Below are 19,558 nucleotides of genomic sequence, written 5' to 3' on the forward strand. Positions count from 1 at the left end.
AGCTGCTGGTGCTCAACAAGCCGGCCGGCATGGTCGTGCACCCCGCCCCCGGCAACCCGGACGGCACCCTCGTCAACGCTCTCATCGCCCATTGCGGCGACAGCCTCACCGGCATTGGCGGCGAGAAGCGCCCCGGCATCGTCCACCGGCTGGACAAAGACACCTCCGGCGTCATGGTCGTGGCCAAGACCGAGCTGGCCCATGCCCGGCTCTCCGCCGCTTTCGCGTCGCGCGATCTGGAGCGCGAATACAATGCACTCTGCTGGGGCGTGCCGGCTCCCGCCAGCGGCGACATCCAGGGCGATATCGGCCGCGACCCGCGCGACCGCAAGCGCATGGCCGTGGTTAACCGCAACGGCAAGCACGCCCTCACCCATTACCGCGTGCTTCGCGCCTTCGGCCCGGCGGCCGCGCTACTCTCCTGCCGCCTCGCCACCGGGCGCACGCATCAGATCCGCGTCCACCTCGCCCATATCGGCCATCCGCTGATCGGCGACCCGGTATACTTGAAACGCCGCCCCGCCGCCGCCAAATACCTTCCTGAACCAGCCCGCACCCTGGCGCTCGACTTCCCGCGCCAAGCGCTGCATGCGGCGGTTCTCGGCTTCACCCACCCGATCACGGGCGAGATGTTGCGCTTTTCCGTTCCCCCGCCAGAGGATTTTCTGGCCCTCGAAGACGCATTGCTCGCATGCGCCTGAAACGGGACTTGCGCGGTCCTTTTTGTTGACCGCCCCCTCCCCCGCTCCTAAGCTGACTCTCGAATCCACCCGAGGGGCCGCACCGCATGGCCAGCGTCTTACCGCCTTTTAAGGGGTAGTTCTGGCCGGTGGTGTTAGGGTTTCCGGGCCCTGGCGGTGGCCACAAGCTTGCCCCGCGCCGTTCCGCTTGCCGGCCGGTGTGGGGCCGGAAAATTTTGGGGAAATCAGTTTAATGGCCTCAACCATCACAACCTTGGCCCCCGATGCCAGCCTGACGAAGTATATGCAGGAAATCCGCAAATACCCGATGCTGGCGCATGAGGAAGAGGAACGCTTGGCCCGTTCCTGGCGCGACAATGGCGATCAGCAGGCGGCGCATAAGCTCGTGCAGTCGCATCTGCGCCTGGTGGCGAAGATCGCCATGGGCTATCGCGGCTACGGCCTGCCGGTCTCGGAGCTGATCTCCGAGGGCAATGTCGGCATGATGCAGGCCGTCAAGCGCTTCGACCCGGATCGCGGCTTCCGCCTCTCCACCTACGCGATGTGGTGGATCCGCGCCGCGATCCAGGAATACATCCTGCACTCCTGGTCGCTGGTGAAAATGGGCACCACCGCGGCGCAGAAGAAGCTGTTCTTCAACCTGCGCCGGCTCAAGGGCCAGATGCAGGCGATCGACGACGGCGATTTGCAGCCCGAGCAGGTGGAGCGCATCGCGCATCTGCTGGATGTTCCGGCGGAAGACGTGGTGAACATGAACCGCCGCCTGTCCGCCGCCGATAGCAGCCTGAACGCGCCGATCAAGATGGACGGCGAGGGCGAATGGCAGGATTGGCTGGTCGATGATTCCGACAGCCAGGAAACCGCGATGGGCGAGCGCGAGGAACTCTCCGGCCGCAAGGCCCTGCTGGCCACGGCGCTGGAGACCCTCACCCCGCGCGAGCGCCATATCATCAGCGAGCGGCGGCTGAAGGATAATCCCGCAACGCTCGAAGAACTCTCGCAGCATTACGGCATCTCGCGCGAGCGGGTGCGCCAGATCGAGGTGCGCGGCTTCGAGAAGCTGCAGAAATCAATGAAGGCTCAGGTCGCTGAGCAGCGCCAAGCCGCGGCGCATGCGCGGCTGATGTAATTTCCCGCCCATCCGGTCTGGCGGGACGGGGCGCCCCAGGGCGCCCCGTTTTTTATGCCCGCCTCAATCGTCGCGGTGCACTTTTTCCATCTTCTCGTGGCGCTCCTGCGCCTCGATCGACAGCGTGGCGATGGGCCGCGCCTCCAGCCGCTTCAGGCCGATCGGCTCGCCGGTCTCCTCACAAAACCCGTAAGTCCCGTTCTCGATCCGCAGCAGCGCTTGGTCGATCTTGCCGATCAGCTTGCGCGCGCGGTCGCGGGTGCGCAGCTCCAGGGCGCGGTCGGTCTCCACCGAGGCGCGGTCGGTGATATCGGGCTCCAGAATACCCCCCTCGCCCAGAGAGGCCAGCGTGCCATTCGCCTCTTTCACCAAATCCGCGCGCCAGCGCAGCAGCTTTTGCCGGAAATACTCCGTCTGCATCGGATTCATGAACTCCTCGTCATCCGAGGGGCGGTAATCGGGGGGCAAAGAAATCAACATCCCGTCCGTTCCTTAAGTAGCTTCAACCGTCAACACGAGCGGCTTTTGAGATTGTGCGGGCTTATAGCGATGCCGCCCCTCCTCGCCAAGACCGCCTTCTGGCGCTCTGGCCGCACGCGCGTGAACATGGCATGAAGCTGCCATGTTTCATGTCCAAACGATGACACAATGGCCAGCATGAGCCTGCGCGGGATCGGCTTCACCCTGCGCGACGCGGTGGCCCTGGCCGAGGCACGCGGCCCCGGCACGCGCATCGCCCTTGGCCCCGGCGAAGCGGCCGACATCATCGCCCCCGCCGGCCTCATCCTCACCCCGACCGAGGCGCGCGCCGCTCTCGCCCCCGCCGGGCGCGTGTTCTTCAGCTTCGGCAACCAAGCAGCCTTCCCCGAAGCGGAGCCTTTGGCACAGACGCTGGACGAGGTGGCGGCGGGTGCGGGCACCGGCTTCATGCTCGCCTGCGCGGCGGAGCCCGGCTTCCGCCGCTTCGCCTATCAGGGGCATGTGTTTCAGGACGGCCTGCTGCTCGCCGATCTGCGCCGCGCGCTCGCGCCGCATCTTTCGGGCCGCGCCGTCGTCGTCACCTACGAGACGGTCGCCAAAGGCGGCCCCGATCTGCTCCGGCGCATCAGCGCCGCGCGCGAGCATGGCGCCGTGATGGCGCTGCTCGACGCGGTGGACGAAGCCCAATGCGCCGCCCTCGCCCCGGTTATGGCGGGCCAGCTCTGCGCCGGCGGCCCGGCCTGGGCGGCGGGCCTGCCCGCCCCCAGCTACGCGGCGGAACCGCCGGATGGCCACACCGCCATCCTCTCCGGCGCGCTGGACCGGCAAACCCTGTTCCAGCTCGGCGCCGCGCGCGGCGAAATGCCCCTGCGCCAGATCGACCCCACCGCCCCGGCCATCGAAGCCGCGCTCGACTGGGCCGCCGCGCAGCCGCAGCATTTCATTCTCTCCACCTCCGCCGCCCCCGGCCAGCGCGGCACGCCCGGCCCGCTCGCCGCCGAGGCGCTGGGCGAGATCGCCGCCGGCCTCGCCGCCCAGGGGCTGCGCCGCTTCGTGCTCGCCGGCAACGACACTGCCGCTCTCATCCTGCGCCGCCTCGGCATCGGCGCCCTCACCGCTTGCGGCGTCTGGCAAGGCTTGTGCTGGCTCGCCGCCGGCGACTACAAATTTTTGCTGAAACCGGGAGGATTCGGTGGACAGCATCTTTTCCCGGACGGATTCGGGCCACAGATACGCCTCAATGAAGCGGCTAAATAACAACATGAACATCGAGACACGTTTCCAGACCCAGGCCGACACCGATCCCAGCATCCCGTTGCTCTCCGTCGTCGTGCCCGTGCATAACGAGGCGCCGAACCTCAAACCGCTGATCACCGCGATCAGCGCCGCGCTCGATGGCGTCGCGCATGAGATCATCTATGTCGATGACGGCAGCGCCGACGCCACACCGCAAATCCTGGCCGAGCTCGCCCGCGCCACCCCCGCGCTCATCCGCGTCCGCCACAAGCGCAGCTGCGGCCAGAGCGCCGCCGTCATCACCGGGGTGAAGGCGGCGCGCGGCACCTATATCGCCACGCTGGACGGCGACGGCCAGAACGACCCCGCCGACATCCCCGCCATGCTCGCCGCGGCGCGCGAGGCCGAGGCCAAAGGCCCGCTACCGGTGCTCATCGCCGGGCATCGCGTCAACCGGCAGGACAGCAATTCCAAGCGCTGGGGCTCCAAGCTCGCCAACCGCGTGCGCGCCGCCCTGTTGCAGGATGCCACGCCCGACACGGGCTGCGGGCTGAAGTTGTTCCGCCGCCAGGCTTTCCTGGAACTCCCGCATTTCGACCATATCCACCGCTTCCTCCCGGCGCTGTTCATCCGCGCGGGCGGGCATGTGGTCTCGGTGCCGGTGCGCCACCATGCGCGCGCCCATGGCGCCTCGCACTACAATAACTGGCAGCGCCTCAAGGTCGGCATTGTCGATCTGTTCGGCGTCGCCTGGCTGCAACGGCGCTGGAAAGTGCCTCAGGTCGAGCGCGTCGAATGAGCCAGAACCTGTCCCGCGCCGCCACCACCACGGTCGCCGCCAAGGCGCTCAAACCCGCGCTGATGGCGGCCGGGCTGATCCTGGTGGCCGCGGCCCTGCCCCTGGTCGGCGATGGCGCGGCGCAGACAGAGCTCACCACCACCCTCGCCCAGGGCGGCCTGCGCGGACAATCCCTGTTCCTGCTGCTCGCCACCTTGCTAACCGCCATCGGCCTGCCCCGGCAGATCCCCGCCTTCGCCGCGGGCTACGCCTTCGGCCCGGTTTACGGCTCGGCCATCGCCCTCATCGCCCAGGTGCTGGCCTGCAGCCTGGACTTCATCTGGGCCCGCGCCATCGGCCAATCCTTCGTCCGCCGCCGCTTCGGTGCCCGGCTTGAGCGCATCGACCGCACGCTCTCCGCCCACCCCTTCATCACCACACTCACCCTGCGGCTGATGCCCATCGGCAACAATCTGCTGCTCAACCTGCTGGCCGGCCTTACATCGGTGCGGCTGCTGCCCTTCCTGGCCGGCTCCGCCATCGGCTTCATCCCGCAGACGGTGGTGTTCGCCCTGTTCGGCAAAGGCAGCGCCCCCAGCCACGCCCATCTGCTGATCCTCGGCCTCGCCATGTTCACCGCCTCGGCCGCGCTCGGCATCCTCATCTTCCGCCGCGCTCGCCCCACGGCTTAGACGAATTCACACCGCCATTTCACAAAGACGGAACGAGGTCCGCGACAGCCTCCGTCACCTGGTCTGGCCGTACCACCCAGCCATGCTCAGTAGAATTCCCCTCTAATCGTCGGAAGCGCAAGTCAAGAGACGACAAATACGGCCCAACGTCACCTTCATTCGGCGGCAGCACCACGATCACCGACGTCCCCGGAGCGCAATATCGCAACTCCCGCACTGCATATTTCCCTAACGCCACGACCATTTCCGCACCCGCAAACAGGCCCGGCACAATGTCTTCGGCCAGTTTCTCCAGATCAATCCGCTGAAAACCGGGCGGCGATACTGAGAGCGCATCGCAAGGCGCATCCGGACCAAATGCCAAAATCCGCCTTGGGGGCTCCCGCAACGGCTGCGCGCGCGCGAGATGTTCAAAAATCAGCAAACGTTCCTCGGTAGATACCGGGAGAAACTCTGCCCGCCCCCCATTACCCACCCCTTGCGCATGCGCAAAGGCATCGAGCGGTATCAAAAAATCTTGCCTGATAAACTCACCCTGGAAAATCCCGTTGCGATCATTCCGGCTCACCGAGGCCATGTAGCGCGCGTCAAACTCATCCTGGCTTTCCTGCCCGTTCCTCGGCAAAGCAGCAAAAAATTTCTGCACCGCGATGAGATGGTCCGCCCCTACCGCAAAATATTCATAAGCCTTTGTGCCGGGCTCGATTCCGGAAAGCATCTGCTCATGCCACGCAATCCGGCTTTTCAAGTCAGCAAATTTCAAATGCAGATTATACAACCCGCCAAATCGCGGAGGCACGCTGGCACCGTGGAACCCTGCGGCCCAACGCACCGGCATCGTGATCAGCGCTGTTTTGTCGAGCGCCGCGTTGCGTATGCCATAACAGCGCTGCCCTCCGAACACGGGTTTGCTCAAGTCCAGCGGTGAATCATCGGCCAACTCAACAACATCAATGCCACACGCGGTCACATAAGGCTGTTCGTTATGCTCAACAAAATCCTTGAGTTGAGGCCCGTGCGTGCGGTCAGGCACAAGAAATTCATCAACATCGCAACGTAACACCACGTCGTAACTGCGCAGCAGAATTCCCACCAGATCGGATATTACCCCCGCGCGCAGCATATCGTCATATTTGGCGTTAATCTCCCAGACATTCCCTAATTCGAAGCCGGTGAATAAAGGCTTCAACCCCTCATAGGTAACGACGTGAAGATTAGCGCTCCCAAACTGGCCGCCATAATAACGATACCACAACGGAAAAAAGAACTCAGCCGACGTCGCATCGGTAATGACTGCCGTCTTTTTCACACGCCCGCTCACGCCGCCTTCCGGGCAGAATACACCCCCACAAACCCCTCCACCATCTCCTCCTGCCGCGCGGGCGGGGTGATGCCGGCGGCGAGGCTGTCCCACAGCCCGTCCTCGGTGCAGGCGCGATACATGGCGTCCGCCAGGGCGCGGGCATCGCCCAGTTCAAACAGCATGCCGTCCACGCCATCGCGCACGCGCTCGGCCGGGCCGCCCGCGTTGGAGGCGATCACCGGCCGCCCGAAGCTCCACGCCTCCGAGATCACCAGGCAGAAAATCTCCCACCAGACCGAGGGCACCACCACCCAATCCACCCGCGCCATGCGCGCGCGCAGCTGTTCAGGATGATACGAGCCGTTGAACAAAACATTGCGCTCCGCCAGCGGAAATTCCGCCTCGGCAGCCAAAAACGCCTCAATCTCCGCCCGCCGCTTGGGCGTGGCGAAATGGATGTTGTCGCCATTGATCTCGACGGTGAAATCCGTAAACCCGCCCGCGCGCAACAGCGCCACCGCCTCCAGCAACACATGCAGCCCCTTGGCGTCCACCATCTGGCCAAAGAAGCCAAAGCGCTTGCGCGCCCCGGTCTTCGAAGCCGCCGGCAGCGTCACACCCCGTGCGCGCATTCCGTTGGTAACATGAACAAATTTCGATTCATCCAGCCCCCAATTAGTATAATGAGAAATCATGAAGCGGCTTGGCGTGGTGAACACATCCACCGCCTCCAGATGCCGGCGCATCCACATATCGCGCATGAAATAATGCTCGGGCAGCCGCTCAGGTAAGCATTGGTGGCAGCGTACGGCGGAGGCGCGCGTGCATAGCGAGGCATCCGTGCGGCGTACCATATGCCCGTTAGCCGGGCAGATCGCAAGAAACTCATGCGCCGTGAACACGATCTTCACCTCCGGCAGCACCCGGCGCGTCAGCGTGAGCAGATCAATGCCGAAGGTGAGGAAGTGGTGGAAATGCACCACATCGGGGCGGATCAGTTCAAGAAACTCCTTGAACGCCTCAACCAGCAGCACATTCGCGCCCTTCTCCCAGGCATAATCATATTCCTGCGTCAGGAAGAGAAACTCGTTGGGCCGCCCGTCAAAACCGGTGATGCGCGCCCCGCTCTTGAATAGAGCTGGGCTGTTATGGTCAGCCGAGGCCAGCAGATACGGCTCCACATCAGCCCGCTGCTGCAGCCCCTCAAACAACTCATAGGCCACCTGCTGCGCCCCGCCGCGCACCAGCTCGGGGTGATACAGGCTGACGATCAACACCTTCATGCCAGCGCCTCCTCAGCCGCCGCGCGCAAGGCGGGATGTTCCGGCACCGGTCCGAGCAATTCCGCGCATACCAGTTCGCCCCAGGTTTTGGTAAACAGCCAGCGGTTCACGGCCGAACCGCCCTCATGCACCGGCGTGCGAATGGACCCCTTGCCCTCCAGATGCCAAAGCCGCACATCATGCAACCAAGCCGCGCAGCCCGCCTCCAGGCTCTTCAGGCACAAATCAGCATCCTCGTAATGGCCGAAGATATAATCCTCGGTAAAGCCATCCAACTGCTCAAACCAATCACGCGCCACCGAGATGAACGCGCCGGTCACCGCCGGCACCGGGCGCGGGCGCAGAAACCGCGCCGTTTCTGGCGGCGCCCCCTTGCCGTAATGTTCCACGCGCAAAATGCTCGTCTCTGGCCGGCGCCCCGGCGTGAGGCTGGGCATCGCATCCGCTTCAAAATACATGCCCGCATGCATCAGCGAGCCATCATCGTAATAGAGCGGCACGCCGAAGAGCCGCGTTTGCGCCTCAGGCATCCCCTCCAGCACCGCCTCGTGCTTCACCGCCCAGTCCTGATCATAGGGAAACACGTCAGGATTCATGATGATCAGCCGCGAGCTTGCCGCATATTGCGCCGCCACGTTGTTGGCCGCGCCAAACCCGGCATTGCCGCTGAACAACACCAGCGTCACGCTCAGCCCATAGATCAGCGCGCAGCGCCGCGCCTCGCGCAGCAGCGTCTCCGCCATCTCCGGGCTGTTGGAGACATAGATGAACTCGTAATCACGCATCGCCGGATGGCGCGAGAACATCGCCTGTTGTAAAAACAGATATTCCGGCTTGCCATACAGGCAGACGATGATCGACGCCTTATAATTTTCCCGGCGCGGACCGAAACGTTCGACATAAGGCGCGTTCACCGCCCGGCGCGTCAGCATCCGGTTGAAATCGAGGAGCTGGTCGCCGAGCTCGCCATCCACCGCGGCGGCGGCAGCGAAATAAGCGTTGCCCAGATACGGCGCCTGCGCCAGCTGGCCGAGCGCGATGTTGCGCAAATCCTGGTCCTCGGCCATCTCCGCATGGGGCGAAAGCGTGAGTTCGGCGCCCGATTTCAGCCGCAAAACAACATTGCAGGCGCCAGCCGTCAGCCGCTGCGCCGCATAGAGAAAGCCCCAAAACCCATAGGCATGCGGTGTCCCGTTCCCGCTTGCGGGCTCCGCATCGGGCCGCCGCACGCGCGCCATCGCGGCGGCGTCGAGGCATACCGACCAGCCCTGAAAATGCAGATCAACGCTGTCCAACCGGTCGAGCGAATCATTGACCCAGCCCACGACATAGATGCCGCCCGCTGGAGATATGCGGATAGCATCCAACACGCCAACAGGCGCCTCCGCCAGTTCCGCCGTGTCGCGGGACTTCGCGGTCGGCACCACCCGGCCGCGCGGCAGGGTGCCAAGGTCGGTGATTGGCCGTCCCTCGGCCCGGCCAAAACGCTCATAATGCTCCAGCCCCGAGCCGAATTTGCCTGCGGCCACCGCCAGCAGCACATCGGGGTTCAGGCGCAGATAAATCTGTTCATCGAAATCCGGGGGCTCCGGAGCATGTACGGGGTTGGCCAAATCTTCTTGCTGCGCCGCCGGTGCCATGCTCTGTCAGCCCTCCGCTTAAACCTTACCGCCGCTTCATCTCAAGGCATTACCGGCAAGCCCCGCGCCGCACAAGCGGCGCATCAGGGCTTCGCCGGACGCGGCGCGGCATTGAGATAACCGAGCAAATCCCCCGCCTGCTGGAAGCTGAAGGCGCAGGGCAGGATGCTGCCGCGATCAACCGTGTAATGCAGGTCTTGCAGGAGCAGATGCGGTCCCGAAGCGGAGAGCGTGAGCGTCTGCCCGGGCAGGATGGTCAGGCTGTCCAGCACCTTGCCATCGCCCCCCACCAGCACGGTGCTGGCGGCGATGCTGCAATCAGCCGCCGTGAGCACATCGGGCGCACTGCCCTTGTTGTGGATTTCCAGGAACGCCTCGGTCTGCCCCCCCAGCTTGTCTGTCTGCCAGACGGCGCCGTGATCCAGCGTCACGTTAACCTCGGCCAGGGCGAGGGCCGGGCTGGCCAGCAGCGGCAGCGCCAAAAGCAATGAGCGAAGCATCATGCGAGGTTTTCGTATTTCTCGAGTTGCCAAGTTACGGGCTCCTTTGCCGCCAATTCATACCATTTGGCAATGAGCGGATGTGCCCGCACGGCATCGCAATAGGCGCGCGCGGCGGGGCTCAGCGGCGGCGCGTAGGTGATGAACCGCGCCACCACCGGCGCGAACATCGCATCGGCGGCGTTGAAGGTCTCACCGAACAGATACGGCCCGGAGCCGCCAAAGCGCGCGCGCGTCTCACCCCAGAGCGCATCGATCCGCGCCACATCGGCAAGGCTCTCCGGGTTCTGCCCCAGCCCCGGATAGGTGCGTCCCAGATTCATCGGCATCGCCAGGCGCAGCGCACGGTATCCGGCGTGCATCTCGGCGGCGATGGCGCGGGCATGCGCGCGCTCGATACGGTCCTCCGGCCAGAGCGACGGATTGATCTCGGCGCAATATTCCGCGATCGCGAGGCTTTCCCAGATGCGCGCCCCCTCATGCTCCAGATACGGCACCGTACCGCTGGGCGAGACCTTCTTCACCTCGGGCGAATTGCCACCCACCAGCGGCACAAAAATCTCTTCGGCCCGCAAGCCCGCCAGATGCACCACCAGCCAGCCGCGCATCGACCACGAGGAATACCGCGCGGTGCCGAGATAAAGTTTGGCGGTCATGGTCTCCCCCAATGCATTGCCGGCCTCAGCCCTACCATGCGCCGGGCAATGTGCAAAAACATGCGCGCCGTGCTAGGCGGCCGGCATGGTCTTCGCTCCCTTCGCTTGGGCCGGGCTGGCGCTCACCCGCCCCCTGGTCATGGGCATCCTCAACGTCACCCCCGATTCCTTCTCCGATGGCGGGCGGCATTTCACGCCCGAATCCGCGATCGCCGCCGGGCGGGAGATGCTGGCCGACGGCGCCGACATCCTGGATATCGGCGGGGAGAGCACCCGCCCCGGCGCCGCCCCGGTCACCCCGGCGCAGGAAACCGCCCGTGTGGTCCCGGTCATCGCCGCCCTTGCCGCCGCGGGCGCGGTGATCTCGGTGGACACGCGCAACGCCGCCACCATGCACGCCGCGCTCGATGCCGGGGCCCGCATCATCAACGACGTCTCCGCCCTCACCCACGACCCCGCCGCCCTGCCCCTCGCGGCCCGGCGCGGCTGCCCGGTGATCCTGATGCATATGCGCGGCACGCCGGAGACGATGAACGAGCACGCCGTATATGGCGACATCACCGCCGAGGTGCTGTCCGAGCTGCTCGCCGCGCGCGACGCCGCCGTGGCGGCGGGGGTACGGGCGGCGGATATCTGCCTCGACCCCGGCCTCGGCTTCGCCAAGATCGGCGCGCAAAACACCGCCCTGCTGCAAGCCACCCCGCGCCTCGCCGCCACCGGCCATCCGGTGCTCGTCGCGCTCTCGCGCAAGCGCTTCCTCGGCGCCCTCTCCGGCGAGGCCGAGGCCGCCCGGCGCGATCCCGAATCCCTGGCCGCCGGGCTGTTTGCGGTGCAGCGCGGCGCGCATATACTGCGCGTGCATGACGTGGCGGGCACCGTGCGGGCCTTGCGCGTCTGGCAGGCTTTGATGAGCGAGAGAGCATGACTGAGAAGGCAAAACGCCGGCTGTTCGGCACCGATGGCATTCGCGGCACCGCCAACACCGCGCCGATGACGCCTGAGATCGCGCTCAAGCTCGGCCAGGCCGCCGGGCTGCTGTTCACCCGCGGCAAACACCGCCATCGCGTCATCATCGGCAAGGATACGCGGCTGTCCGGCTACATGCTGGAGCCTGCCCTCACCGCCGGCTTCATCTCGGCGGGCATGAACGTCACCCTCGCCGGCCCGCTGCCGACCCCGGCCATCGCCATGCTCACCCGCTCGCTGCGGCTCGATCTCGGCGTCGTCATCTCCGCCTCGCACAACCCGTATGAGGATAACGGCATCAAGCTGTTCGGGCCTGACGGCAACAAGCTCTCCGACGAGACCGAGCGGGAGATCGAGGCGCTGATGGCGCAAGACCTCACGGACCGCCTCGCCCCACCCGCCAAGCTCGGCCGCGCCGCGCGCCTCGTGGACGCCGCCGGGCGCTATATCGAGGCGGCGAAAGCCTCGCTGGAGCGCGGGCTGCGGCTCGATGGCCTGCGCATCGTGCTCGATTGCGCGCATGGCGCCGCCTACAAGGTCGCCCCCGCCGCGCTGTTCGAACTGGGGGCCGAGGTGATCCCGCTCGGCGTCAGCCCTGATGGCTTCAACATCAACCGCGAGGCTGGCTCCACCGCGCCGCAGAAACTCTGCGAGGCGGTGCTGGAGCATGGCGCGGATATCGGCATCGCGCTGGACGGCGACGCCGACCGCGTGATCCTGGCCGACGAGCAGGGCGAGATCATCGATGGCGACCAGATCCTCGGCCTGATCGCACGCGACATGCACGCCAACGGCACGCTGCGCGGCGGCGGCATCGTCGCCACGGTCATGTCCAATCTCGGGCTGGAGCGCTTCCTGGGCAGCCTCGGCCTCACCCTCACCCGCACCAAGGTGGGCGACCGCTATGTCGCTGAGACCATGCGCGAGAAGGGCATCAATCTCGGCGGCGAGCAATCCGGCCACGTCATCCTCTCCGATTTCGCCACCACGGGCGACGGGCTGGTGGCGGCGCTGCAAGTGCTGGCCGTGCTGGTGCGCGGCGGCAAGCGCGCCTCCGAGGCCTGCCGCGTCTTCGCCCCGCTGCCGCAGCTTTTGCGCAATGTCCGCTATGCCGGCGCCTCGCCGCTCGCCCTGCCGCACATCCAGGCGGCCATCGCCGCGGCCGAGCAACGCCTCAACGGCGCGGGCCGGGTGCTGATCCGCCCCTCGGGCACCGAGCCGCTGATCCGCGTGATGGCCGAGGGCGAGGATTCCGCCCTGATTCACGATATCGTCGGCGGGCTGTGCGAAACCATCGCCGCCGCCGCGGCATGAAGCGCGTCCTCACCATCGCCGGCTCCGATTCCGGAGGCGGCGCGGGCATCGAGGCGGATATCAAGACCATCTCCGCCCTCGGCGCCTATGCCTGCACCGCCATCACCGCCGTCACCGCGCAAAACACGCTGGGGGTGCGGGGCGTGCATCCGCTCCCCGCCGATTTCGTCAGCCTCTCCATCGAGACCGTGCTCGCCGATATTGGCGCTGACGCGATCAAGCTCGGCATGCTGGCCAATGAGCCGATCATCCGCGCCGTCGCCGCCAGCCTGCCGGACACCATCCCCGTGGTGCTCGACCCGGTGATGGTCGCCACCTCCGGCGCCGTGCTGCTGCCCGAGGAGGCCATCGCCGCGCTGATCACCAGCCTGCTGCCCCGCGCCGCGCTGGTCACGCCCAACCTGCCCGAGGCCGCCAAGCTCACCGGCCTGACCGTGAGCAACGAGGCCGAGCGCATCGCCGCCGGGCAGAAGCTGCTGGCCATGGGCGCCAAGGCCGCGCTGGTGAAGGGCGGCCATGGCCGCGAGGAGATGCTGACCGACTACCTCGTCACCCCAGAAGGCGTGGAGCGCATCACCCTGCCCCGCCTGCACAGCACCAGCACGCACGGCACCGGCTGCACCTATGCCAGCGCCATCGCCACCGGCCTCGCGCAAAACCTGCCGCTCGGCGCCGCCATCCGCCGCGCCCGGAATTACCTGCAAGAGGCCATCCGCACCGCGCCGGGCTTCGGCGCCGGTCACGGCCCGCTCAACCACCTCGTCCGCGCCGAGCCAGCGGCCTGAGCTAATCCCGGCCCGTATTCGGGCGGTAGGCGGTGGCGAATTGCCGGACCGCGTCCTCGATCTCGGCCTCCGAGAGCAACACCGGCCCGCCCGCCGCCAACGAGAGCAGATATTGCTGCGCCAGCACCTCCAGCTCGGTAGCGGCGGCCAGGGCGGCGGCCACATCCCGCCCGGTGGCGATGCCGCCATGATTCGCCATCAGGCAGGCGCTGCGCCCCTCCAGCGCCTTCAGCACATTGGCCGAGAGTTCCTCAGTGCCGAACAGCGCATACCCGGCGCAGCGCAGCGGCGCCCCGCCGAAGCGGGCGATCATGTAATGGCAGGCCGGGATCTCACGCCGCGCCAGCGCCAGCGCCGTGGTGTAAGGCGCGTGGTGGTGTACGATGCCGCCCACCTCCGGCCGCGCGGCATAAATGTCCAGATGGAAATGCCATTCCGAGGACGGGCGTAGCCTGCCCTCGAAACGTCCATCCGGCTGCAGCAGCGGGATCATCTCCGGGGTCAGCGTCTCATATGGCGTGGCGGAGGGGGTGATCAGAATCCCCTCCTTCGTGCGCAGTGACACATTGCCCGAGGTTCCCGCCGCCAGCCCGCGCGCGGCCATCGCCTGCGCCGCCGCGATCAGCTCTTCGCGCGGCGAGGCCATCACGGCCCCTCGGCCGGGGCGAAATGCAGATCCGGCGAGAGGCTGATCTTATCGCCATCCCAGCCCAGGTTCAGCACCGCCGTCTGGGTTGCGGCATTGGCGAAGCTCTTGGCCTGACAGGCTGTCTGCGCCGTGGCGGCGGGCACATAGGTCACGCCCGCCGTGGCGAAGCTGCCGCCGCGCGCCAGCGAGTCGACGCTGAGCAGCACCGCCTGATCCGCCGATTGGCGCAGCTGGCAATTCGCGTTCGGGTCCAGCGTCCCGCGCAGATCGCTCGCCTTCAGCACCGGCGTCAGCTTGAGCTGCCCGCCATTGGGGATGGTCACGAGATACAGCCCGGTATCCGCCTCACCCTGGCCAGTGGCGCCATACAGGCAAAGCAGCCGCGCCCGCCCCTGCGGATTGAGCGACAGGCAATGCTCCGCCGCCCCGCCCGGCAGCCAAGCCGAGAGCGCCCAGCCCGTGCCGGCGCGATGAAACAGAATCCCACCGCCGAAACTGGTGACATGCGGCTCGAAACTGCCTTGGTAGGAGACATACGCCTCATCCGCGTCCGCCGCCGTGAGATGCCCATAAATCACGCTGGTCAGGGTGATCCCCAGCCCAGTCCCGGCGCCGCCATAATCCGAGGACGGATAGCCCGGCAGGCTCTGGCAACTATGCGCATAACCATCCGCGCCAGGGCCGGCGCCCCCGCAGACCAGCGGCAGAAACGCCGCCTGTTCGGCCGCGGTGAGCGCGCGCGGGTCCTGATTCGCCGCCGCGGCGGTGCCCGAGGGCGGCCCGCCCTGGAGGCGTGACCAGACTTCATACGCCCCCGCGCCGATCACCAGCAGAAGCAGAAGCAACAATAGAGAACGCCGCATGAAACCTCCGGAGTACCTAACCTCCGCCATTTGCCCTTTTTCGCGAAGCGGGTAAATATCGGCACAATCTCAGGTTTTGCGGAGGCTCAAGATCATCCACCGGCGTGTCCTGCTCCTTGGCAGCTGTTCCCTGCTGGCCGGCTGCGCGGCGCTGCGCGCACCGGGCTCCGGCCTGCCGCCCTTGCCCGCGCCACAGCCCGGCCCTTACCGCCTCGGTCCTGGCGACGTGCTGAACCTGCGCATCTACGACCAGCCACAACTCTCCGGCAGCTACAATGTGGATGACAGCGGCAACATCAACCTGCCTTTGCTCGGCCCGGTGCAGGCCCAAGGCCGCAGCACCGATGGCTTCGCCGCCGCGATCGCCCAGGCGCTGCAAAATGGCGGGCTGATCCTGCATCCCAGCGTCGCGGTTGAGGTCTCCACCTATCGCCCCTTCTACATCCTTGGCGAGGTCAACACGCCAGGCCAGTATCCATTCCGTCCGGGCATGACAGTCCTGACCGCGATTTCCATCGCCGGAGGGTTCACCTACCGCGCCTGCCAAGACTATGTGGGTGTCACGCGCAACACGGGCAGCGCCGCTGCCCAATACCGCGCCCCACTTTTTGCACTGGCGCAACCCGGCGATGTCATCACGGTCTTCGAGCGGCGGTTCTAGGCAGATCACCATCGCGGCCGCCGCCGCGGGCTTTCTCACCTTCACCAATATGTGGTGCACCCAGGCGCTGCTGCCGGTGCTCGGCGCGGCGCTGCACGCCAGCCCGGCGCAGACGGGCCTCACCGTTACCGCGCCGCTCGCCGCCACCGCCGCCATGGCCCCGCTCATCGGCGCCATCTCCGATCGCTTCGGGCGCAAGCGCTTCATCGCCGGGGCAGCGCTGCTGCTGGTCATCCCCACGCTACTCGCCGCCGCCTCGGTCAACCTGCCAATGCTAATCGCCTGCCGTTTCGCCCAGGGGCTGCTGCTGCCCTTCATCTTCATCGTCACCATCGCCTATATCGGCGACGAATTCTCCGGCCCGGCCGCCATGCGCATCGCCGGCACCTATACGGCCGGTACCATCACTGGCGGGTTCTCGGGGCGCTTCATCGCCGGGCTGGCGACCGAGGCCTTCGGCTGGCGCGCCGCGTTTCTCTGCATCGGCCTGGTCACGCTGGCGATGGCGCTGCTGGTCATCACTCTGCTCCCGCGCGAGCGCCAGTTCCGGCCGGTTTCCGGCCTGGGCGCGGCGCTGCGCTCCTTTCCCAGCCACCTCAGCAACCCGCGCCTGCTCGCCACCTATGCGGTTGGCTTCGGCGTGCTGTTCAGCCTGGTCACGGTGTTCACCTTCATCAATTTCCGCCTCGCCGACGCCCCCTATCACCTCGGCCCGGCGGCGCTGGGCAGCATCTTCGTCGTCTATCTCGGCGGCGCCGTGATCAGCCCTGCGGCGGGGCGCATGGCCGCCAAATACGGCCACCGCGCGGTGATGGCCGCCTCGCTCGGGCTGAGCCTGAGCGGCCTCGCCCTCTCCCTCGCCCAGCCGCTCTGGATCATCGGCCTCGGCCTGCTGCTCACCTGCTGCGGCCTGTTCACGCAGCAGACCATCGCCACCGGCTACACCGCGCTGGCCGCGCGCGCCGCCAAATCCACCGCGGTGGGGCTGTATGTCACCTGCTACTATATCGGCGGCAGCGCTGGCGGCATCCTACCCGGCGGCATCTGGCACAGCACCGGCTGGCCGGGCTGCGCCGCCCTCACCGCCGCCGCGCAGCTCGCCGCCTTCGCCATTGCCATGGCCTTCTGGCGCCCGCTCAGCCCGCGCCCCGCCTGAGCGCCATAAAAACGGCCGGAACGCGCAGCGCCCAGCCGTTTCGTCCCCCCGGCGGCCACCCGCCGGGGATTTTGTCCGCCCCGCTTACTTGTCGCGGAAATGGGTTTCCTTGGCCTCGATCGCGGCCTGCGCCGCGGCTAGGCGCGCCACCGGCACGCGATAGGGCGAGCAGGACACATAATCCAGCCCCACCGACTCGCAGAACGCGATGGAGGCCGGGTCGCCGCCATGCTCGCCGCAAATGCCGAGCTTCAGCTTGTCCTTCTTCGCGCGCCCCTTCTCGGCGGCGATCTTCACCAGCCCGCCGACACCTTCCACGTCGATCGACACGAACGGGTCCTTCGGCAGGATGCCCTGCTCGACATAAGACGGCAGGAACTTGCCGGCATCGTCGCGCGACAGGCCGAACACAGTCTGCGTCAGGTCGTTGGTGCCGAAGGAGAAGAAATCCGCGGCCTCCGCGATCTGGTCGGCGGTGAGGGCGGCGCGCGGCAGCTCGATCATGGTGCCGACCGAGTATTCCACGCGCGCGCCGGTTTCCTCAAACACGGCCTTGGCCATGCGCTCCACCTGGGCGCGGGTGATGTCCAATTCGCGCTTGGTGCCCACCAGCGGGATCATGATCTCCGGCACCGGGGCCTTGGTGGTCTTCGCAACCTCGACCGCCGCCTCGAAGATGGCGCGGGCCTGCATCTCGTAGATCTCCGGATAGGTCACGCCCAGACGGCAGCCGCGATGCCCGAGCATCGGGTTGGCTTCGGAAAGTTCCTCCGCCCGCTCCTTGATCGCGGCGGCGTCCATGCCCAGCGCGTCGGCCACTTCCTTCAGCTCGGCCTCGCCATGCGGCAGGAACTCATGCAGCGGCGGGTCGAGCAGACGGATGGTGACCGGAAGCCCCTCCATGATCTTGAACAGCGAGATGAAATCCTCGCGCTGGAAGGGCAGCAGCTTGGCCAGAGCGGCGCGGCGGCCCGCTTCGTCCTTGGCCATGATCATCTGGCGCACGGCGCCGATGCGCTGCGGGTCGAAGAACATGTGCTCGGTGCGGCACAGCCCGATGCCTTCGGCGCCGAAGCGGCGCGCGGTCTCGGCGTCCAGCGGGGTTTCCGCGTTGGTGCGCACCTTCAGGCGGCGGATCTCATCGGCCCAGCCCATCAGCGTGCCGAAATCGCCGGAGAGCTGCGGCTCGATCATCTTCACCGCCCCCGCGAACACCTCACCGGTGGCGCCGTCGATGGTCAGGATCTCGCCCGCCCGGATGGTCACGCCATTGGCCGAGAGCGTCTGCGCGCCATAATCCACCGAGATGCCGCCGGCGCCGGCCACGCAGGGTCGGCCCATGCCGCGCGCCACCACGGCGGCGTGGCTGGTCATGCCGCCACGGGTGGTGAGAATGCCGCGCGCGGCGTGCATGCCGTGAATATCCTCGGGGCTGGTTTCGATGCGCACCAGGATCACCGACTCGCCCTTCTGCGCGCGGAACTCGGCCTCATCAGCGGAGAACACCACCGCGCCCGAGGCCGCGCCCGGCGAGGCGGGCAGGCCCTTGGCGAACTGCGTCTTCGCCGCCTTGGGGTCCAGGGTCGGGTGCAGCAGCTGGTCCAGCGCCGCCGGGTTCACGCGCATCACCGCGGTGTTGCGGTCAATCAGCCCCTCATTCGCCATCTCCACCGCGATGCGCAGAGACGCGGCGGCCGAGCGCTTGCCCGAGCGCGTCTGCAGCATATACAGCTTGTTCTGCTGCACGGTGAACTCGATGTCCTGCATGTCCTTGTAGTGCTTCTCAAGGATCGCGCGGACATTCTTCAACTCGGCATAGGCTTCCGGCAGCGCCTCCTCCATGCTCACCTCGCCCGGCTTGGCATAGGCCTTGGAGAGCGGGCGCGGGGTGCGGATGCCGGCCACCACGTCCTCGCCCTGGGCGTTGACGAGGTATTCGCCGTAAAACTCGTTGAGCCCGGTGGAGGGGTCGCGGGTGAAGCACACGCCGGTGGCACAATCATCGCCCATATTGCCAAACACCATGGCCTGCACGTTCACCGCCGTGCCCCAATTGGCCGGGATGTCGTGCAGACGGCGGTACACATTGGCGCGCGGGTTCATCCAAGAGCCGAACACGGCGCCGATCGCGCCCCAGAGCTGGTCCTGAGGGTCCTGCGGGAACGGCTTGCCGATCTCCTCCTGGACCATCTTCTTGTAGCCCTCGACCACCGCCTGCCAATGCTCGGCCTTCAGCGCGGTGTCTTCCACCACGTCGGCCTCGAGCTTCACATGCTCGATGATCTCCTCGAAGCGGTGATGGTCCACACCCAGCACCACCGAGCCATACATCTGGATGAAGCGGCGATACGAATCCCAGGCGAAGCGCGGATCGCCCGACAGCACGGCCAGGCCCGGCACGGTGGCGTCGTTGAGGCCGAGATTCAGCACCGTGTCCATCATGCCCGGCATGGAGACGCGCGCGCCCGAGCGCACGGAAACCAGCAGCGGCTGGTTCTTGTCGCCAAACTTGCGGCCGACCGCGCCCTCGATTCGCGCCAGCGCCGCATCCACCTGCGCCTTCAGCTCGGCGGGATAGTTGCGGTCATTATCGTAATAGGCGGTGCAGACTTCGGTGGTGATGGTGAAGCCGGGAGGCACGGGCAGGTCGATGCTCGCCATCTCCGCCAGGTTGGCACCCTTGCCGCCCAGCAGGTTGCGCAGCGACGCATTGCCGTCATTCTGGCCCGCGCCGAAATTATAAACCCATTTCGTCATACCCAGCTC

General features: G+C 66.7%; 19 protein-coding genes. 10 read left to right on the forward strand and 9 right to left on the reverse strand.

From position 1 onward, the window contains the following. Positions 1-701, forward strand: a 701-nt coding sequence (locus tag LI953_RS13425) for an RluA family pseudouridine synthase (protein WP_227076603.1), incomplete at its 5' end; no start/stop codon positions are given. A gap of 232 nt (positions 702-933) precedes the next feature. Further along, positions 934-1,830, forward strand: coding sequence for an RNA polymerase sigma factor RpoH (gene rpoH / locus LI953_RS13430; protein WP_227076604.1), 897 nt, complete (start codon positions 934-936; stop codon positions 1,828-1,830). Positions 1,831-1,893: 63 nt separating this feature from the next. Here the strand turns inward: rpoH and dksA are convergent, their stop codons facing one another. After that, on the reverse strand, positions 1,894-2,310 hold the full coding sequence (gene dksA, locus LI953_RS13435) for an RNA polymerase-binding protein DksA (RefSeq protein ID WP_227076605.1): 417 nt from the start codon (positions 2,308-2,310) through the stop codon (positions 1,894-1,896). A 168-nt stretch (positions 2,311-2,478) separates the two neighbouring features. Here dksA and LI953_RS13440 point away from each other — a divergent pair, with 168 nt between their 5' ends. Genes LI953_RS13440 through LI953_RS13450 form a run of 3 tightly spaced genes read left to right on the forward strand, consistent with a single transcriptional unit; the run spans position 2,479 to position 5,016 of the window. Then, positions 2,479-3,567: a nucleotide-binding domain containing protein gene (locus tag LI953_RS13440; protein WP_227076606.1), complete on the forward strand. Its 1,089-nt coding sequence runs from the start codon at positions 2,479-2,481 to the stop codon at positions 3,565-3,567. Beyond that, positions 3,551-4,345 carry a glycosyltransferase family 2 protein gene (locus tag LI953_RS13445; RefSeq protein WP_370635806.1) on the forward strand — a complete coding sequence of 265 codons (795 nt, stop codon included), beginning with the start codon at positions 3,551-3,553 and terminating at the stop codon, positions 4,343-4,345. Before LI953_RS13440 ends, LI953_RS13445 begins: the two co-directional genes overlap by 17 nt. After that, positions 4,342-5,016, forward strand: coding sequence for a TVP38/TMEM64 family protein (locus tag LI953_RS13450; RefSeq protein ID WP_227076607.1), 675 nt, complete (start codon positions 4,342-4,344; stop codon positions 5,014-5,016). Before LI953_RS13445 ends, LI953_RS13450 begins: the two co-directional genes overlap by 4 nt. A gap of 19 nt (positions 5,017-5,035) precedes the next feature. Here LI953_RS13450 and LI953_RS13455 read toward each other — a convergent pair whose 3' ends face one another. The 5 genes from LI953_RS13455 to LI953_RS13475 all read right to left on the reverse strand — a co-directional run bounded on the left by LI953_RS13455 (position 5,036) and on the right by LI953_RS13475 (position 10,398). Then, on the reverse strand, positions 5,036-6,337 hold the full coding sequence (locus LI953_RS13455; RefSeq protein ID WP_227076608.1) for a hypothetical protein: 1,302 nt from the start codon (positions 6,335-6,337) through the stop codon (positions 5,036-5,038). Continuing rightward, the gene (locus tag LI953_RS13460; RefSeq protein WP_227076609.1) at positions 6,334-7,602 is read right to left on the reverse strand and encodes a glycosyltransferase family 4 protein; all 1,269 of its coding nucleotides are present in this window, start codon (positions 7,600-7,602) and stop codon (positions 6,334-6,336) included. Before LI953_RS13460 ends, LI953_RS13455 begins: the two co-directional genes overlap by 4 nt. Next, the gene (locus LI953_RS13465) at positions 7,599-9,215 is read right to left on the reverse strand and encodes a hypothetical protein (RefSeq protein ID WP_227076610.1); all 1,617 of its coding nucleotides are present in this window, start codon (positions 9,213-9,215) and stop codon (positions 7,599-7,601) included. Before LI953_RS13465 ends, LI953_RS13460 begins: the two co-directional genes overlap by 4 nt. 110 nt (positions 9,216-9,325) lie before the next feature. Further along, on the reverse strand, positions 9,326-9,745 hold the full coding sequence (locus LI953_RS13470) for a copper chaperone PCu(A)C (RefSeq protein ID WP_227076611.1): 420 nt from the start codon (positions 9,743-9,745) through the stop codon (positions 9,326-9,328). Continuing rightward, entirely contained in the window at positions 9,742-10,398 is a 657-nt protein-coding gene (locus LI953_RS13475; RefSeq protein WP_227076612.1) for a glutathione S-transferase, read from the reverse strand. Before LI953_RS13475 ends, LI953_RS13470 begins: the two co-directional genes overlap by 4 nt. Positions 10,399-10,483: 85 nt before the next feature. On the opposite strand from LI953_RS13475, the gene folP reads away from it, so the two are divergent. The 3 genes from folP to thiD are packed head-to-tail and all read left to right on the forward strand — an operon-like array spanning position 10,484 to position 13,463. Then, entirely contained in the window at positions 10,484-11,323 is an 840-nt protein-coding gene (folP, locus tag LI953_RS13480) for a dihydropteroate synthase (protein WP_227076613.1), read from the forward strand. Then, a complete protein-coding gene (gene glmM, locus LI953_RS13485; protein WP_227076614.1) occupies positions 11,320-12,678 on the forward strand; it encodes a phosphoglucosamine mutase in 1,359 nt (452 codons plus the stop codon). The genes folP and glmM overlap by 4 nt, the downstream gene beginning before the upstream one ends. Then, positions 12,675-13,463 carry a bifunctional hydroxymethylpyrimidine kinase/phosphomethylpyrimidine kinase gene (gene thiD / locus LI953_RS13490; RefSeq protein WP_227076615.1) on the forward strand — a complete coding sequence of 263 codons (789 nt, stop codon included), beginning with the start codon at positions 12,675-12,677 and terminating at the stop codon, positions 13,461-13,463. The genes glmM and thiD overlap by 4 nt, the downstream gene beginning before the upstream one ends. A gap of 1 nt (position 13,464) precedes the next feature. On the opposite strand, the gene LI953_RS13495 is transcribed toward thiD, so the two are convergent. Next, on the reverse strand, positions 13,465-14,109 hold the full coding sequence (locus LI953_RS13495; protein WP_227076616.1) for a class II aldolase/adducin family protein: 645 nt from the start codon (positions 14,107-14,109) through the stop codon (positions 13,465-13,467). Continuing rightward, complete coding sequence (locus LI953_RS13500; protein WP_227076617.1) at positions 14,109-14,957, reverse strand: hypothetical protein; 849 nt, start codon at positions 14,955-14,957, stop codon at positions 14,109-14,111. The genes LI953_RS13495 and LI953_RS13500 overlap by 1 nt, the downstream gene beginning before the upstream one ends. Positions 14,958-15,051: 94 nt before the next feature. Between LI953_RS13500 and LI953_RS13505 the strand changes: the two genes are divergently transcribed. Next, the gene (locus tag LI953_RS13505; protein WP_227076618.1) at positions 15,052-15,636 is read left to right on the forward strand and encodes a polysaccharide biosynthesis/export family protein; all 585 of its coding nucleotides are present in this window, start codon (positions 15,052-15,054) and stop codon (positions 15,634-15,636) included. Further along, positions 15,605-16,792, forward strand: coding sequence for an MFS transporter (locus tag LI953_RS13510; RefSeq protein WP_227076619.1), 1,188 nt, complete (start codon positions 15,605-15,607; stop codon positions 16,790-16,792). Before LI953_RS13505 ends, LI953_RS13510 begins: the two co-directional genes overlap by 32 nt. Positions 16,793-16,876: 84 nt before the next feature. On the opposite strand, the gene ppdK is transcribed toward LI953_RS13510, so the two are convergent. Continuing rightward, positions 16,877-19,549 (reverse strand): pyruvate, phosphate dikinase, encoded by a 2,673-nt coding sequence (gene ppdK / locus LI953_RS13515; protein ID WP_227076620.1) that lies wholly within the window; start codon positions 19,547-19,549, stop codon positions 16,877-16,879. Between the last annotated feature and the right edge of the window lie 9 nt (positions 19,550-19,558).

This window comes from Acidocella sp. KAb 2-4 (genome assembly GCF_020567705.1).
GTDB lineage: Bacteria > Pseudomonadota > Alphaproteobacteria > Acetobacterales > Acetobacteraceae > Acidocella.

Bases quoted from the DNA above. Each gene is read 5' to 3' on its own strand.
- rpoH (WP_227076604.1), top strand. From the start codon at position 934: ATGGCCTCAACCATCACAACCTTGGCCCCCGATGCCAGCCTGACGAAG.
- dksA (WP_227076605.1), bottom strand. From the start codon at position 2,310: ATGTTGATTTCTTTGCCCCCCGATTACCGCCCCTCGGATGACGAGGAG.
- LI953_RS13440 (WP_227076606.1), top strand. From the start codon at position 2,479: ATGGCCAGCATGAGCCTGCGCGGGATCGGCTTCACCCTGCGCGACGCG.
- LI953_RS13445 (WP_370635806.1), top strand. From the start codon at position 3,551: ATGAAGCGGCTAAATAACAACATGAACATCGAGACACGTTTCCAGACC.
- LI953_RS13450 (WP_227076607.1), top strand. From the start codon at position 4,342: ATGAGCCAGAACCTGTCCCGCGCCGCCACCACCACGGTCGCCGCCAAG.
- LI953_RS13460 (WP_227076609.1), bottom strand. From the start codon at position 7,602: ATGAAGGTGTTGATCGTCAGCCTGTATCACCCCGAGCTGGTGCGCGGC.
- LI953_RS13470 (WP_227076611.1), bottom strand. From the start codon at position 9,745: ATGATGCTTCGCTCATTGCTTTTGGCGCTGCCGCTGCTGGCCAGCCCG.
- LI953_RS13475 (WP_227076612.1), bottom strand. From the start codon at position 10,398: ATGACCGCCAAACTTTATCTCGGCACCGCGCGGTATTCCTCGTGGTCG.
- folP (WP_227076613.1), top strand. From the start codon at position 10,484: ATGGTCTTCGCTCCCTTCGCTTGGGCCGGGCTGGCGCTCACCCGCCCC.
- glmM (WP_227076614.1), top strand. From the start codon at position 11,320: ATGACTGAGAAGGCAAAACGCCGGCTGTTCGGCACCGATGGCATTCGC.
- thiD (WP_227076615.1), top strand. From the start codon at position 12,675: ATGAAGCGCGTCCTCACCATCGCCGGCTCCGATTCCGGAGGCGGCGCG.
- LI953_RS13495 (WP_227076616.1), bottom strand. From the start codon at position 14,109: ATGGCCTCGCCGCGCGAAGAGCTGATCGCGGCGGCGCAGGCGATGGCC.
- LI953_RS13510 (WP_227076619.1), top strand. From the start codon at position 15,605: ATGTCATCACGGTCTTCGAGCGGCGGTTCTAGGCAGATCACCATCGCG.
- ppdK (WP_227076620.1), bottom strand. From the start codon at position 19,549: ATGACGAAATGGGTTTATAATTTCGGCGCGGGCCAGAATGACGGCAAT.